The organism is Actinopolymorpha pittospori (assembly GCF_014873875.1).
GTDB lineage: Bacteria > Actinomycetota > Actinomycetes > Propionibacteriales > Actinopolymorphaceae > Actinopolymorpha > Actinopolymorpha pittospori.
On record NZ_JADBEM010000001.1, the window covers coordinates 67,059 to 81,983 of the forward strand.

Genomic DNA, 14,925 nt, shown 5'->3' on the forward strand with positions numbered 1-14,925 from the left:
CCGGTGGTGCGAAGCTGTGTCACACCGAGCGATCAAGTGTCGTAGAAGTCGTCCGCCAGCGCCTGAAAGGACCTCACATGATCTTCATCACCGCCAAGTTCCGGGTGCTTCCCGAGGACGCCGACCGCTGGCCGGAGATCGTCTCGGAGTTCACCCAGGCGACCCGCGGTGAGCCGGGCTGCCTGTGGTTCGACTGGTCGCGCAGCCTCGACGACCCGAACGAGTACGTCCTCGTCGAGGCGTTCCGCGACGACGACGCCGGCGCCGCCCACGTGCAGTCCGCGCACTTCAAGACCGCTCAACAGACGTTGCCGCCGCACCTGGCCGAGACGCCCCGCATCGTGAACTTCAAGGTCCCGGCCGACGACTGGTCCCTGCTCGGCGAGATGGAGGTCCCCCCGAAGGGCTGACGCCCCTCGGTAACTCCGCGGCCGTTCTCGCAGGTGGTAATTCTCTTTACCACTTGTGAGAACCAGTCTGACCGGCGAGGGGCCCCCGACCCACTCCATGCGGCTGTTCGAGGTGAACGAACTCGCTGTCGACCTGCCCGACGAAGGATGGCCCTTCAGAGGAGCGGCTGGAACGATCGTCGCGATCTACGAGGTCGTTCTCGAAGCGCAACCCAAGGGTCCGCTGTGCCAATCAGGTCCAGACCGGCATTGCCTCGATGACCTTGGCGGCCGCGTCGAGGACATCCTCCACCTTGGGAAGAGTCTCGGTAACCTCCTGTGGACTGACTGGTGGCACGCTCGAATCGGGATGCTCGACCCGGTTGCGGCTCGCATGCGGTCCACGGGCCGCAGGACACTCCCAAGCGGTGGGTCCCCAGCTGGCTCTCACCGCATCGATCAATGCCACATGCCCGCCACGGCTGGTGGGACGTAGCCCCTGGTTCTCGAGTACTGCCGTCAGCGCTTTTCGAGCCGCGTCGTATGCGAGAACGTAGGCGAGCCGGGCCTCATTTCCCCTCATCACCTGACCGCCGAGGTGAACGTTCGCACCTCTCGCCGCTTCCGCCGGCCCTCGGCGCACCACTTCGTCCCGGCCTGGACTGGCAGGAACCGGACATCTCCTCGCTAGCCGTTGACAGTGCGGACGCAGCTGCGCTGTTCTGGGCGAACGTTCGCTTAGGTGAACGTTCGCCCATGAGGTCCGACAGTGGACCCGAGCGTTCCGGCCAGGAGGCACCCACCCATGACGACGTTCGACCGGCGCCGCTTTCTGCGGGTGGCCGGCGCTTCGATGGCGACGGCAGCACTCGGTGTGTCCGGGTGCGCCCGCACCTCCAGCAAGGAGGAGCGCGACACCCAGTCCGAGAGTCAGCACCTGCTGCGGTGGTGGGACCAGTTCCAGCCGCTGAAGGCGCTGCAGGAGAAGACCTTCCGTGGATTCGAGTCATCCCACCGCGGTGTGCGCGTGGAGTACACCGTCTACAACCCCAACGAGATGGGTCAGGCGCTGCAGCTCGCGTACAAGAGCCGCAAGATCGCCGACGTGCACAGCATCGCGGGGTTGAGCACACCACCGGCCAGGCTCGTCAAGGACGGCTGGTTCGCGCCGGTCGACCTGCCCGACAACGCTCGCTCGACGCTGCCGGCCGACGCCCTGCTGGACGGGCTGCACGTCTTCGACGACAAGCTCTACAGCTTCCCGATCTTCAGCTTCCGCCAGTACACCACCCTCAACTGGTTCAACAAGGAGCTGGTGGAGCGCGCGGGCGGAGACCCGGAGAACGGCCCCGCGACCTGGGACGAGTTCCGCACCCTCGCCCGCGCGATGACCAAGGGTGGCGTCTACGGGTGGATCCAGGGACTGCAGTTCGCCGAGCGGATGCAGGCCCATCTCACCGACCTGGCGAAGGCGGCCGGCGCTCCGGGTGAGACCGATCCCCGTACCGGTGAGTACCTCTACGGTGGTGACGCGTTCGTGTCGGCCGTTGAGTTCCTGCGCTCGCTGGTGAAGGACAAGGTGGTCTTCCCGGCGTCGACGTCGCTGGATGCCCGCACCGGCCGGGCCCGCTGGGTCACCGGTGTGGCGGGCATGTTCTTCGACGGCTGCTGGAACATCGGGGTGGTCGCGGGCGACTTCAAGGAGTTCGCGGACAAGGTGGGGGTCGGCTCGATCCCCTCCCCCGAGGGTGGTGCGGTGCTGCACAACCCGCCGACCGACGGGACGTTCTACATCTCCTCCCAGTCCGCGCAGCCCGAGCTCGCCGGGCAGCTGCTGGCTCGGCTCGTCACCGACGACTACCAGGCGGGCCTGGCGACACAGATGGACCAGCCGCCGCTGAACCTCGACGTGGTCCAGCAGGCGGACGTCCATCCCACCTACCGTCGCGCGATCCAGCTCTTCCAGGACGGTGTGCGGCTCGCCCCCACGCCGGTGGGCAGGAACGCCGCCACCGCGCAGGTCGTCGCGGCGATGCGGGCGCCACGGCCAACGCTGGGCGAGCTCGTCCAGGGCATCCTGTCCGGGCAGGTCGCCGACGCCCGCAAGGCGCTTCGTGAGTACGCGGCGAAGCAGACCGCCGAACGCGATCGTGCTATCGCGGAGGTCGTCAAGAGCGGCGCCAAGGTGGGCGTCGAGGACTGGACCTTCGCGAACTGGACGGCCGGCAAGGACTACACGGCCGATCTGTACGGACAGGCATGACGGCTCAGACCGAGGTGGTCGACCGCACCGCTGAGGGAACAAGGTCGGGTGCCAGGTCGAGGCGGCTCGGCTCCCGGCTGTGGGCCGACCGCTGGGTGTACGTCTTCCTGCTCCCGACCGCGGTGCTGTTCAGCGCGTACACGATCTGGCCGATCATCTCCAGCTGGTACTACTCGATGCTGGACTGGACCGGGCTTGGTTCGGACCGGTCCTTCATCGGGCTCGACAACTACCTCGAGGCCTACCACGACCCGCTGTTCTGGAGTTCGCTCAGCATCACGCTTTTGTTCGTGGTGGTGACCGTCCCGATCCGGGTCGCGTTGGCGCTGGCGGCCGCGCTCGTCCTGAACAACCCGCGGCTTCCCTTCGCCCGGCTGTTTCGCACGGCGTTGTTCGTGCCGGTCGTCACCACGACCGCGATCATCGGAATCGTGGCCGGCTTCGTCTTCGATCCCGGTGGCGGCCCTGTCAACTCCTTCTTGCAGGAACTCGGGATCGTGGACGAGCCGATCGACTTCCTCGGCAGCCCGCACGCGGCGCTGGCCACGGTGATGGGTGTCCACATCTGGAAGTGGCTCGGTATCACGCTGGTGTACTGGCTCGCGGCTCTGCAGACGGTTCCGACCGAGTTGTACGAGGCGGCTCAGGTCGACGGTGCGTCCCGCTGGCGTGCGTTCCGCCACATCACGGTCCCCCTGTTGAGGCCGTTCACCGTCATCATCGTGTTGTTGACCGCCGTCGAGACGCTGCAGGTCTTCGACCTGGTGTTGACGATGACCGCCGGTGGGCCGTTCTTCGCGACCAACGTCACGGAGGTCTACATCTACAGCCAGGCGTTCGCCTCGTCGTCGCCGCGGCTTGGCTACGGCGCGGCTCTCGGGGTGCTCTTCGGCATCGTCACCCTAGTCCTCGCGCTCGTCCAGGCGGTCGGGCTGCGCTACGTTCAGCGGACAAGGAGCGCGACATGAGTGCCGTCCCGAGCGCGGCCCGGGTCGCGACTCGCCCCGCCCGGAAGACCTCCCGCCGTCTGGGCGTGTGGCTGCAGGTCCTCATCCTCGCGGTGATCTGCCTGGTGTGGATCTATCCGCTGCTGTGGATCGCGTCCGCGTCGTTCAAGAGTCCCCTCGAGGTCTTCTCCGGGGGGCTCGGGCTGCTCCCCCAGGAATGGCATCCCGAGAACTACCTGCGGGCGTGGCGGGACGGCGGGTTCTCCGGCTACATGCTGAACAGCATCCTGGTGACCGTGGGGACCGTCGTGGTGACGGTCGTCCGCTGCGCGTTGGCGGGGTATGCCCTTGCCCGGCGCGACTTCGTGGGCCGTCGGGTGGTGATCGGCGTCCTCGTCGCGACGCTGTTCGCTCCTGCCGGGCTGACCATCATCCCGGTCGTCGAGCTGTCGGACCTGCTCGGGCTGCTGGACACCCGGACCGGGATGGTTCTGGCTCTGTCCGGCGGTGGGCACGTCGCCGCGGTGTTGTTGTACGCGGGGTTCTTCCGCCGGATCCCGCGTGAGCTGGAGGAGGCGGCGGTCATCGACGGTGCCGGCTTCCTGCGGACGTTCGTGCAGGTGATGTTGCCGGTCGCGCGTCCGGTCACCGCGACGGTCGCGGTGATGACGTTGTTGTCCAGCTGGAACAACTTCTTCGTCCCGTTGGTCTTCACCTTCAGCCGCCCCGACCTGCGGACCCTCTCCGTGGGCATGCTCGCCTTCCGGGGTGTCAACTCCACCGACTGGTCAGGTCTGGCGGCCGCGGCGACGTTGTCCCTCATTCCGATCCTGCTGGTGTTTTTCGCCCTCCAGCGCTACTTCGTCGAAGGCGTCGCCGGCGCCGTGAAGTCCTGAACGAACAGGAGAGTACGTGAGCGGTCGTCCCAACATTCTGTTCCTGTGCACTGATCAGCAGCGCGCGGACTCACTCGGCTGTTACGGAAACGCCGCCGCTCAGACGCCGGTCCTGGACGAACTGGCCTCCCAGGGGGTCCTGTTCGACCAGTGCTACGTCCAGAGTCCGGTGTGTGGTCCGTCGCGGGCGAGTCTGATGACGGGCACCTACCCCCACGACCACGGGCTGTGGGCCAACGGTGTGAGCCTGCCCGAGAACGCCGCGGTCTTCATGAAGAACCTCGCCGACGGTGGGTACGACTGTGGCCTGGTCGGCAAGCAGCACCTCGCGCCGTGCTTCGGCGGGCGCACCGAGCCGCGCCGCGACGACGGCTACCGGGTCTACAAGTGGTCGCACGACCCGGGCCACGGCTCACCGGAGAACCGTTACCACGCGTGGCTGCGGGAGGAGCATCCCGCGCTGTACGAGCAGGCGGTCGGGCACAAGCGCAAGGGAACCGCGGGGGTGTTGCCTGACACCGACGTGGTCACCTTCGACGTGATGCCGACCGAGGCGCACTACACCCACTGGGCGGCGCAGGAGGCGATCGAGTTCCTGGGCGAGGACCGTGGCGAGCAGCCGTTCTTCTTGTGGGTGAACTTCTTCGACCCCCACCATCCCTTCGTCGCGCCGCAGGAGTACCTCGACCGGTTCGACCCCGACACCCTGCCCGATCCGCTCGGTGGGCCGGGGATCCTGGACGACCGGCCGGCCGTGCTCGCCGAGGCGTCGAAGGAGAGCTACGCGGGTACGTTGCCCGGTTTCCAGGACCACACCCCCGAGCAGATCGCGCAGATCGTCCGCGCCTACTACGGCATGGTGTCGCTCATCGACGACGAGGTGGGCCGGGTCCTGCAGGTGTTGAAGGAGCGAGGGCTGGAGGAGAACACGCTGGTCGTGTTCACCAGTGACCACGGCGAGATGTTGGGCGACCACCAACTCCTGCTCAAGGGGCCGATGTTCTACGACGGTGCCGTTCGTGTTCCGCTGCTCATGCGCTGGCCCGGGGTGCTGCCGGCCGGCGAGCGGCGGGAGGACCTGGTGCAGTGGATCGACCTGTGCTCGACGCTGTGTGCGGCGGGTGAGGTGTCGGAGCCGCCGCGGTCGCAGGGATCCAGCCTGTTGCCGTTGGCTCGCGGTGACGGTGGGGACGCCGGTGCCGCGGGCCGGGGCTGGGCGATCTGTGAGTACCGCAACTCCGGTCACGGCTACGAACCGCCCGTCCACGCGACGATGCTGCGCCGGGACAGCTGGAAGCTGGTCGTCCACCACGGAGAGCCGGCGAGCAGCCGCGGTCGCGATGGTGAGCTGTACGACCTGTCGACCGACCGCGACGAACTCCACAACCTGTGGAACGATCCGGACCACCGCGAGACCAGGTACGACCTGCAGGAGTTCCTGCTCGACGTCCTGGTGGCGACCGAAAACCGCAGTCAGACCCGAGAGGCGCACTGGTGACCGTTCTGCATCCCCGACCCCGGCTCACCCGCCCGCGATGGACCGACCTGGGTGGGCAGTGGGAGTTCGCGCACGACGACGACAACATCGGATTGACACGGCGGTGGCATGCCTCGGCGGAGGCGTTCGACCAGGAGATCACCGTGCCCTACCCGCCGGAGTCCGCACGGTCCGGTGTCGCCGACCCGGGCCCGCACCCGGTGGTCTGGTACCGACGCACCTTCCGCGTGGCCGAGTCCTCCGGCCAACGTCTGATGCTCCACTTCGGCGCGGTCGACTACGAGGCGCGGGTGTGGGTCAACGACGTCCTGGTGGCTACCCACACCGGCGGGCACACACCGTTCAGCGCCGACATCACCTCCGCGCTCCTGCCCGGTGAGGTGGATCAGGTGGTGGTCGTCCGCGCGGCGGATCCGCTCGATGATCCCGACCAGCCACGCGGCAAGCAGGACTGGCAGGTCGAGCCGCACGGTATCTGGTACCACCGTACGACGGGCATCTGGCAGCCCGTCTGGCTGGAGCCGGTGTCGGCGCTGCACGTCTCCGAACTGCAGCTGACGCCCGACCTGGCGGGTGCGCGGGTGGGTCTGGAGGCGCAGCTCAGCGCACCCGCGGGCGCGGCGACCAGGGTCGAGGTGCTGCTGCGCCTCGGCGAGGAGGTGCTGGCGCAGGAGTCCTACCGCGTGAGTTCGGCGACGCTGCGAAGCGACGTCGGCGTACCGGCGCTGCGGCACGGCACCGACGTCCGCCGGCTGCTGTGGTCGCCGGAGTCGCCGACCCTCATCGACGTCGAGGTGCGGTTGTACGAGGGTCAGGACCTGGTCGACGAGGTGCGAAGCTACCTCGGTCTGCGCTCGGTCCGGGCGCGGGACGGCAGGTTCCTGCTCAACGGCCAGCCGTACTTCCTGCGGATGGTTCTGGAGCAGGGGTACTGGCCGGAGTCGCACCTGGCCGCCCCGGAGGAGGACGCGCTGCGCCGGGAGGTGGAGCTGGTCAAGGAGCTCGGTTTCAACGGCGTCCGCGTGCACCAGAAGGTGGAGGACCCGCGGTTCCTGTACTGGTGCGACCGGCTCGGCCTGCTGGTGTGGGGGGAGATGGCCAACGCCTACGCGTTCTCCGCGCGTTCGGTCGAGCTGCTGACCCGGGAGTGGCTGGAGGTGCTGCGCCGCGACCGCAGCCATCCGTGCATCGTCACCTGGGTGCCCCTCAACGAGAGCTGGGGTGTGTCCGGGATCGCCGAGGACGAGGCGCAGCGGCACTATGCGACCGGGCTCTACCACCTGACGCACGCGGTGGACCCGACCCGGCCGGTGATCTCCAACGACGGTTGGGAGCACACCGAGAGCGACGTGTGGGGTGTGCACGACTACGGCCCGACGGGTGCCGGGCTGAAGGACCGTTTCGGTACCCCGGAGGCGGTTCACCGCACGCTCCGTTCCGCTGGCCCCGGCCGGCGGAAGGTGCTCCTCGGCTCACCCGAGGACCGCGGGCAACCGGTGCTTGTCACGGAGTTCGGTGGCCTGTCCTACGCGCCGTCGACGGGTGAGAAGTGGGTCGGCTACGCCACGGTGGACTCCAGCGAGGCGTTGCTGGCGGCGTTCGAGGACCTCGTGTCCGCGCTCCTGGAATCCCCGGACGTCGCCGGATTCTGCTACACGCAGCTGACCGACACCGAGCAGGAACGCAACGGGCTGTTGACCGAGGACCGTCAGTTCAAGCTCGCGCCGGAGGCGGTGCGGGCCGTGCTGAGGCGCCCGGCGGCCGCGGCCCCGGCGGAGCAGGTCGACCTACACCGGGCGCGGGCCCAGGCCCGGGTCCGAGGTGAGGCCGAGGACGGACCGTCGGCGGCGACCACCAGAGCGGCCGGGACGGCCACCTGAGTGAGACATCGGGAGCCGCGCCCAGACCCGCGCGGCTCCCGGTGGCGCCGGTTCGACGAGCGGGAATCACGCGAACGCTCGCCTATGCTTGCTGGTCTGCGGCATCCGTCCGGATGGTGGACGGGAGATGCCGCGGGGGATGACTCTGGGAGGTCCGCAACACTGTGGCGCGCGTGTCGATCAAGGATGTCGCCGCGCGGTCGGGAGTGGCGTTCCAGACCGTCAGCAAGGTCCTCAATGGCAAGGGCTCGGTCACCCCGGCGACCCGGGAGCGCATTCTCGCCGCGGTGGCCGAACTCGGTTATGTTCCCGACGCCCAGGCGCGCAGCGTGCGGACCCGCACCACCGCGACCATCGGCGTCATCACCATCGACTTCAGCAACACCACGATCGCCCAGCACGTGGTGGGCATCGAGCGGGAGGCCCGCCGGCACAACCGCGACGTGATCATCACCAGCGTCGACGAGCAGGGCTCGGACTGCGAACGATCCCTGCGCATCCTGCGGGAGCGACGCGTCGACGGCATCATCGTGAACGCGCCGGCGGTGGAGGATCGGGAGGACATCGCCGAACTTCTGCGCACCGGACCGCCGACGGTGAGCCTGCACCACCTACCCGGCGACAACCACACCCTCGTGCACAGCGACGGCAGGGCCAGCGCCCTGCTGCCGGTGCGCCACCTCCTGGCGCTGGGTCACCGCCGGATCGCGATGGTGACCGGCTGGTCGGCGCGCCGGATCAGCCACGTCCGCCATCAGGCGTACGTGCAGGCGCTGGAGGAGGCCGGCATCGACTACGACCCCGCCCTGGTCGAGGAGGGCCGCTGGGACGTGGACGAGGCCTACCGCGCCACCCACCGCCTCTTCGATCGTTCCGGCGACATCACGGCGGTGTTCGCGCAGAACGACCAGATGGCGATCGGCGTGCTGTCGGCCCTGCACGATCGTGGGCTGCGGGTGCCGGCCGACTGCTCGGTGATCGGCTGCGACGACATCCCGATCGCCACCCAGACCATCCCGCCACTGACGACGGTGCGGGTGCCGTTCTACGAGGCGGGCGAGACGGCCGTGCGGGTGTTGCTCGCCCTCCTCGCCCAGGACACCTCCCAGCCCCAGACCGACAGCGATCAGGCTCCCCGCGACGTCGTGCTGCCGGTGCACATGGTCTACCGATCCTCCACCGGTCCCGTACCGGAGTGAGCCGATAACACTCCTCCTCAGGCCTGTGACCGCGCCGCGGCGACGACCCGGGCGGAGTCGTCCTGCGGCTCATAACCGAGTTCGGCGCGGACGTTGGACAGGTCGTAGCGCATCGGGGTGTTGTTGGAGACGCCGTAGTAGATGCCGAACTTCACCGGCGCGGTGACCGCGGCGTTGAACAGCCGACCGAGGTCAGGTTCGCTGATCCACATCCGGACCCAGTCGGGGTTGTCGACGAGCGGGCGGTCGTGGAACCAGCCGATCCGCAGGCAGACCACCGACAGGTCGCTGTTCTCGGTGAAGTAGCGGCCGAGCGCCTCGCCGAAGGCCTTGGTCACGCCGTACAGCGAGTCCGGCGCGAGTTCACCGTCGGGGCTGATCGGCCACTCGCCGCGCTGGTCCAGCATTCCGGTCACGTGGTTGGTGGTCGCGAAGACGACCCGGCGGACGCCGGCCTGCCGCGCGGCCTCGAAGACGTGGTAGGGCCCGTCGACGTTGGGCGAGCGGAGTTCCCACCACGAGGCGCTCGGCCGGGGGTCGCCGGCCAGGTGGATCACCGCGTCGCAGCCCTCGACGGCCTGCCGGATCCCGGCGAAGTCGGCGAGGTCGCACTCGGCCGCCTCCTCGTTCGGCTTCAGCTCGACCCGGCGCAGGTCGCGGTCGTGCAGGCGCAGACGGTAGTGCGAGAGGGCGGAGCGCAGGGCGGTTCCGATCCGTCCGGCCGCGCCTGTGATGAGCACCAAGGGAGCGCCGTCGGTCATGAGTGCACCTCACCTTTCGTTGTCGTGCTGCGGGTCGTGCTGCGGGTCGTGCTGGGGGTCGTGCTGCGGGTCGAAGCAGATCCGGGTCAGAAGGAGTCAGCCTGCCAGAGCACGCCGTCCTGGCGGGGGAACAGCGACCGGAGCAGAGGGGCGTCGGGGCGGGTCGCGAGGTGGGGTTCGAGCCGGTCGGCCGCGCCCCACAGCAGCAGCGCGGTCAGCAGGCCCGGACCGATGGGCGCGGTCGGCGCGGTGGTGGGGGTGCGCAGGAGTACGTCGCGCCCGCCGGCGGGATGCACGCTCAGGTCGGGGTGGGTGTCCGGGCGCGAGTCCCGGAGGGCGGCGGCCAGGTTGTCTATCCGCAGGGGTCGGCCCATGAGTCGCCAGGACTCCTCGACGTGGGGCGCGGCGTCGAGCAGGCCGATGGCCGATTCGGGCAGCCGGCCGGTCACCCGTCCGCCGACCGGGGCCGCGGCGACCGTGAGCAGGTGCCGGGCGGCGGCCGTACTGGCGCTCGTCAACTCCGTCACCTCCAGGGCGGTGCCGTCGCGTCGGGTGCGGACGTAGCCGACGAGTGCGTCCCCGTCGAGGGCGAGCAGGAAGTCGCCGGGCTCCTCCCGCCGGAACGCGAGGTTGGCCCGCCAGTAGGGCTGGTCGCGCACGACCGTTCCCGGGCGTTGGCCGTGCACCTGTTCATAGAGGCGGGCCACGGCGGGGAGGTCGGTGATCTCGAAGGGCCGGACGACCACCGGCCGGGCGTTCGCGGGCAGTGACCCGTCGGGTGCGGCCGCGACACCGGTGACGACCTGTTCGGGGGCCGCCCCGTATCCGTGCCGCTCGTAGACGAACGGGCTGTTCGTCCACAGCAGTGAGTACGCGAAACCGCGGTGGGCGGCGTCGGCCAGGGCGGCGTCGAGCACTCTCCTGTTGTAGCCGCGCCGGCGGTGTTCGCGGTGGGTGACGACGTTGCCAATCCCGGCCACGGTCACGGTGGTGGCGGGCAGCCGCAGGGTCTGCTCGTAGACCCGCACGTGGGCGAGCATCCGGCCGTCCTCCTCCCAGACGAAGGACTGCCGCGGCCGGTAGGTCGGGTCCTCCTCGTAGCGGGGACGCAGGAACTCACGGGGCCGTTCGAAGTGGGTGAGCAGGTCGAGAATGGCCGGTACGTCAGCCTCGGTTGCCTGGCGTACCCGCCCCTGGACGTTCACACTCCGTCGCCTTTCGTTCCTGCCGTGCCACGAGTCGCGCCGCATAGGGCGGAACTCCACCGGCGACGGTCAGTGTCTACCACACGGCACCTTCGCCGGACACGGGACTTCGGCCGCGTTGGCCACGGCGCGCACCCACCTGGTCATGGCTGGTTACGGACAACGGGGTGGCGGCTCCCCCGCCGCCCTTGACTGCGTGTGCCGGGTTGGGCAGCGTCGAGAGCGGGGCCGGAACTCGAGGAGGCCGCGGTCGTCGACGCGATGGAGCCAGGCCGCCCGTTTCTCCTGCCGCATCAGCGCTCACGACCCAGATGGGAGTTGCGGAAACTGTGTCAACTACCTCCGAGGCAGACCGACTTGGCCAGGTGGAGAACGCGATCTCCACGTCCTCACGTGCGAACGACCTGAAGATCACCGACGTACGGATCGCCGTCGTCGCGAGCAACTACGACTACCCGATCATCCGGATCGACACCAACCAAGGGGTCTACGGTCTGGGCGAGGGACGCGACGCCGGGCACCAGGAGAACATCCTGCAGTTCAAGAGCATGTTGCTCGGACAGAACCCGTGCAACGTGGACATGATCTTCCGGGCCATCAAGAAGTTCGGCAACTGGGGCCGTGAGGGCGGCGGCGTCTCGGGCATCGAGCTCGCGTTGTGGGACCTGGTGGGCAAGGTCTACGGCGTTCCTTGTTACCAGTTCTTCGGTGGGAAGTACCGCGACAAGGTCCGGATCTACGGAGACACACCCGCTCCCGCCGAGTCGAGCCCGGAGGCCTACGCCGCGGCCGTGCGCGGCCGGAAGGAACTCGGACTCACCTACATCAAGTTCGACATCCGTCCCCGGACGTTCCAGGTCGACGGCGGTACGTCGGGGCAGCCGACGAAGCACGAGTACAGCCTCGGCGCGCGTTGGCGCGCCCCTGGCACCGGCGAGGGTGTCAAGCTCACCGACCGTGGCATCGAACGGACCGTCGAGATCGTCGCGGCGATCCGCGAGGCGGCCGGCTGGGACGTGTCGTTGTGCACCGACCACTTCGGTCACGGCTACCTGACGGCCAAGGAGGTGATCCGGCTCGGCAAGGCGCTCGAACCGTTCGGGCTGGCCTGGCTGGAGGACCCGATGCCCTGGTGGGACATCGAGGGGCACAAGACGGTCACCGACGCGCTCGCGACGCCGATCGCCGCGGGCGAGGAGCTGTTCTTGTGGGACGGTTTCCGGGAGTGGATCGAGAAACGCGCCGTTGACATCCTCCACCCCGACCTGCTCACCTCCGGCGGCATGCTGGAGACGAAGCGGATCGCCGACTACGGCGAGCGCTACGGCATTCCCACCGCGCTGCACTTCGCGGGTTCGCCGATCGCGTTCATGGCCAACGTGCACTGCGCCGCGGCGATCCCGAGCTTCGTTGCCCTGGAGCACCACGGCCTCGACATGCCGTTCTGGGACAGCCTGACCACCGGTCACGAACCCATGGTCGACGGCTATGTGAAGGTGCCGGACCGGCCCGGACTCGGCGTCGAGCTCAACGAGGAGGCGATCGAGGCGAACCTGCGCACGCCCGGCACGATGTTCCTGCCGACCGATGCCTGGAACACGCCCAAGCTCGGCTTCTGGCGTCCCGACAACCGGTGGGCGGAGTAGTCATGGCGCCGCGCTTCGACCATCTCAAGGGTGTCTTCGGCCTGCTGCCCACGCCCTACACCGAGGACTACGAGATCCACACCCCCGACCTGCAGGCCGCCGCGGAGTTCTGCTGCTCCACCGGTCAGCACGGCATCGTCTGGCCGGTCATGGTCGGTGAGTTCTACTTCCTCGGCGAGCAGGAACGGATCGCCAACCTGGACGCCGTTCTGGAGACTGTCAACGGACGGTTGCCGGTGATCTTCGGCTGTTCGGGCGTCTCGGTGCCGCAGGTCCTGACGTTCGCCCGGGCGGCTCAGAGCGCGGGTGCCGACGCCGTGATCGCGATGGCGCCGGCGCGGACGACGGCGGCGATCGCGATGGACATGTACCGGCGGATCGCCGACGTCTACGACGGGCCGATCGTGCTGCAGAACGCCATCGACTACGCGCCGCTGACCGGCGAGCAGGTCGCGACGGTCGTCGAGGAGATCCCACAGGTGGAGTACGTCAAGGAGGAACGCCCGCCCGGACCCCGCCACATCAGCGAGATCCAGCGGATGGTCGGTGACAAGGTCAAGACCATCTTCGGCGGCATGGGCGGACGCGTGCTCCCCGAGGAACTCAGCCGGGGCGCGAACGGGTGCATGCCGGCCTGTGAGTTCGCCGACGTCCTCGCGAAGGTCATGGAACTGTGGTGGGCGGGCGACGAACGGGGCGCGCGGGCGTTGCACCAGCGGCTGCTGCCGCTCATCATCCGCGAGAAGCACTCGTTCATGCGGTACGTCCTCAACCGGCGAGGCGTGTTCACCTCGCTGCACGAGCGGGCACCGTCTGGCATCAACGCGCTCGACACGGACGACAAGCGCGAGATCGCTCTGCTGGCCCAGGAGATCGCCGGGGACATCGACGCCTACCCGTTCAAACCCGAGTAGCCCTCCGAAACCGAGTACGACCTCGCGAGAGGGTTCCACCCGAGGCGCGGCCGCGCCGGCGTAGGCGGCCGCGCCTCGGGCAGTCCGCCCTCCCCCGGGGGTGGCCGGGAGCGGTCAGACTCCCCACTTGCCCAACCGCGCCGGAAGGATTGCGGGAGGCTCTCGTCGGTCCATGAGGCTTACGACGAGAGAGGAAGCATCCGAGGATGAAGAGGCTGATCCTGGCGGCCGCTGCGGTGACGCTGGTCGCGGGATGTGGAGGGTCGTCCACAGACGAGCCGGCGCAGGACAAGCGGTACGACACCTGCGGGGAGGCCGTCGCGGCAGGGCTCGGGCCCTACACCAAGGATGAAGACCCCGAGTACGCCTGGTACGACGACAACGACGGTGACGGCGTGGTCTGCGAGTCGTAGTTTGGTCGCGGCTGGTCGTCGTTGACTCCGCTGTTGACAGTGATCCGTTCATCAACTGCTGGCTGGTTTCCGCAAGCTAGACTCGCGCCCGCGAATCCAGGATGGCGGGAGCGAGCGGAGGCCGCGATGAGTGCTGAGGACCGGATCGAGAACGCCAAAGTGCACTACGAACGCTCCATCTTCGGGGGCGACGCCAGCGGGCTGCCGATCGCCGAGCGGGAACTGGACGGGGTCGAGGCGGATCTTGCCTTGGCGCGCGGCCGGATCCTGCACGCGCGGTTCTTCGAGAAGCACGAAAAGGACCCGCGGGAACTAGCGCTGTTCGAACGTGCGGCGGAGCTTTATCGGGCGCTCGGCGACTTACGCAGTGAGGGTGAGGCACGGTTTTGGATCGGCACTTATCACCAGGTCGTCGAGCGCGACAATGACGCCGGGATTTCCTTTTTCGAAGCGGCGGAGGACCTCGCGTCCCGGGCCGGCGATTTGTTGACCCGGTCTTATGCCCTTCGGCATCTTGCTTACGTGTCGCACATGGCGGGTCGGCTGGACGCGGCGCGTGAGCGGATGGAGGAGTCGACCGAACTTCGCCGCAAGCTCGGGTTTCTTCCCGGTGTCGCCGCCAACCTGGTGGGGCTCGCGTACATCGCCGCGGCGCAGGGAGATCGGGTGGAGGCGCTGGCGTTCCTGGACGAGGCCCAGTCGACCGCCGAAGGAAGCGGGGCCCACGGCATCATGCGCCAGGTCGAGGAAGCGCGCGCCGAGATCTGACCGACACGCCGCCCCGCCTCTCCGCTTTTGCATCAGTTTTAGCCCGTCTTGTTTTGCGGCTTTGTAATCTTTGATCATTGTTTTTAACTAGTGACCTCGGATTCGTCGGGTAGTCCAAGTGGTGCGCCATAGGCGGCTCACGCCGC

General features: G+C 68.5%; 13 protein-coding genes. 11 read left to right on the forward strand and 2 right to left on the reverse strand.

Annotated features, from left to right (window positions below):
- Window positions 1-77: 77 nt before the first annotated feature.
- From HEB94_RS00340 to HEB94_RS00370, 7 genes are all read left to right on the forward strand, one after another.
- Window positions 78-410 carry a putative quinol monooxygenase gene (locus HEB94_RS00340; protein WP_192748100.1) on the forward strand — a complete coding sequence of 111 codons (333 nt, stop codon included), beginning with the start codon at window positions 78-80 and terminating at the stop codon, window positions 408-410.
- Between the two features lie 784 nt (window positions 411-1,194).
- Window positions 1,195-2,652, forward strand: coding sequence for an ABC transporter substrate-binding protein (locus tag HEB94_RS00345; RefSeq protein WP_192748101.1), 1,458 nt, complete (start codon window positions 1,195-1,197; stop codon window positions 2,650-2,652).
- The gene (locus tag HEB94_RS00350) at window positions 2,649-3,620 is read left to right on the forward strand and encodes a carbohydrate ABC transporter permease (RefSeq protein WP_192748102.1); all 972 of its coding nucleotides are present in this window, start codon (window positions 2,649-2,651) and stop codon (window positions 3,618-3,620) included. Before HEB94_RS00345 ends, HEB94_RS00350 begins: the two co-directional genes overlap by 4 nt.
- Window positions 3,617-4,495: a carbohydrate ABC transporter permease gene (locus HEB94_RS00355; RefSeq protein ID WP_192748103.1), complete on the forward strand. Its 879-nt coding sequence runs from the start codon at window positions 3,617-3,619 to the stop codon at window positions 4,493-4,495. The genes HEB94_RS00350 and HEB94_RS00355 overlap by 4 nt, the downstream gene beginning before the upstream one ends.
- A 16-nt stretch (window positions 4,496-4,511) precedes the next feature.
- Window positions 4,512-5,993, forward strand: coding sequence for a sulfatase-like hydrolase/transferase (locus HEB94_RS00360; RefSeq protein WP_192748104.1), 1,482 nt, complete (start codon window positions 4,512-4,514; stop codon window positions 5,991-5,993).
- Window positions 5,990-7,873, forward strand: coding sequence for a glycoside hydrolase family 2 protein (locus tag HEB94_RS00365; protein ID WP_337917409.1), 1,884 nt, complete (start codon window positions 5,990-5,992; stop codon window positions 7,871-7,873). The genes HEB94_RS00360 and HEB94_RS00365 overlap by 4 nt, the downstream gene beginning before the upstream one ends.
- A gap of 173 nt (window positions 7,874-8,046) precedes the next feature.
- Window positions 8,047-9,072 carry a substrate-binding domain-containing protein gene (locus HEB94_RS00370; RefSeq protein ID WP_192748105.1) on the forward strand — a complete coding sequence of 342 codons (1,026 nt, stop codon included), beginning with the start codon at window positions 8,047-8,049 and terminating at the stop codon, window positions 9,070-9,072.
- Window positions 9,073-9,089: 17 nt separating this feature from the next.
- On the opposite strand, the gene HEB94_RS00375 is transcribed toward HEB94_RS00370, so the two are convergent.
- Window positions 9,090-9,833: an NAD-dependent epimerase/dehydratase family protein gene (locus tag HEB94_RS00375; RefSeq protein ID WP_192748106.1), complete on the reverse strand. Its 744-nt coding sequence runs from the start codon at window positions 9,831-9,833 to the stop codon at window positions 9,090-9,092.
- 86 nt (window positions 9,834-9,919) lie between these two features.
- Window positions 9,920-11,038 carry a GNAT family N-acetyltransferase gene (locus HEB94_RS00380; RefSeq protein WP_192748107.1) on the reverse strand — a complete coding sequence of 373 codons (1,119 nt, stop codon included), beginning with the start codon at window positions 11,036-11,038 and terminating at the stop codon, window positions 9,920-9,922.
- A gap of 365 nt (window positions 11,039-11,403) precedes the next feature.
- On the opposite strand from HEB94_RS00380, the gene HEB94_RS00385 reads away from it, so the two are divergent.
- From HEB94_RS00385 to HEB94_RS00400, 4 genes are all read left to right on the forward strand, one after another.
- On the forward strand, window positions 11,404-12,684 hold the full coding sequence (locus tag HEB94_RS00385) for an enolase C-terminal domain-like protein (RefSeq protein ID WP_202896021.1): 1,281 nt from the start codon (window positions 11,404-11,406) through the stop codon (window positions 12,682-12,684).
- A 2-nt stretch (window positions 12,685-12,686) separates the two neighbouring features.
- On the forward strand, window positions 12,687-13,598 hold the full coding sequence (locus tag HEB94_RS00390; RefSeq protein WP_192748109.1) for a dihydrodipicolinate synthase family protein: 912 nt from the start codon (window positions 12,687-12,689) through the stop codon (window positions 13,596-13,598).
- A gap of 206 nt (window positions 13,599-13,804) precedes the next feature.
- A complete protein-coding gene (locus HEB94_RS00395; RefSeq protein ID WP_192748110.1) occupies window positions 13,805-14,011 on the forward strand; it encodes an excalibur calcium-binding domain-containing protein in 207 nt (68 codons plus the stop codon).
- A 126-nt stretch (window positions 14,012-14,137) separates the two neighbouring features.
- A complete protein-coding gene (locus HEB94_RS00400; RefSeq protein WP_192748111.1) occupies window positions 14,138-14,779 on the forward strand; it encodes a tetratricopeptide repeat protein in 642 nt (213 codons plus the stop codon).
- Window positions 14,780-14,925 lie beyond the last annotated feature (146 nt).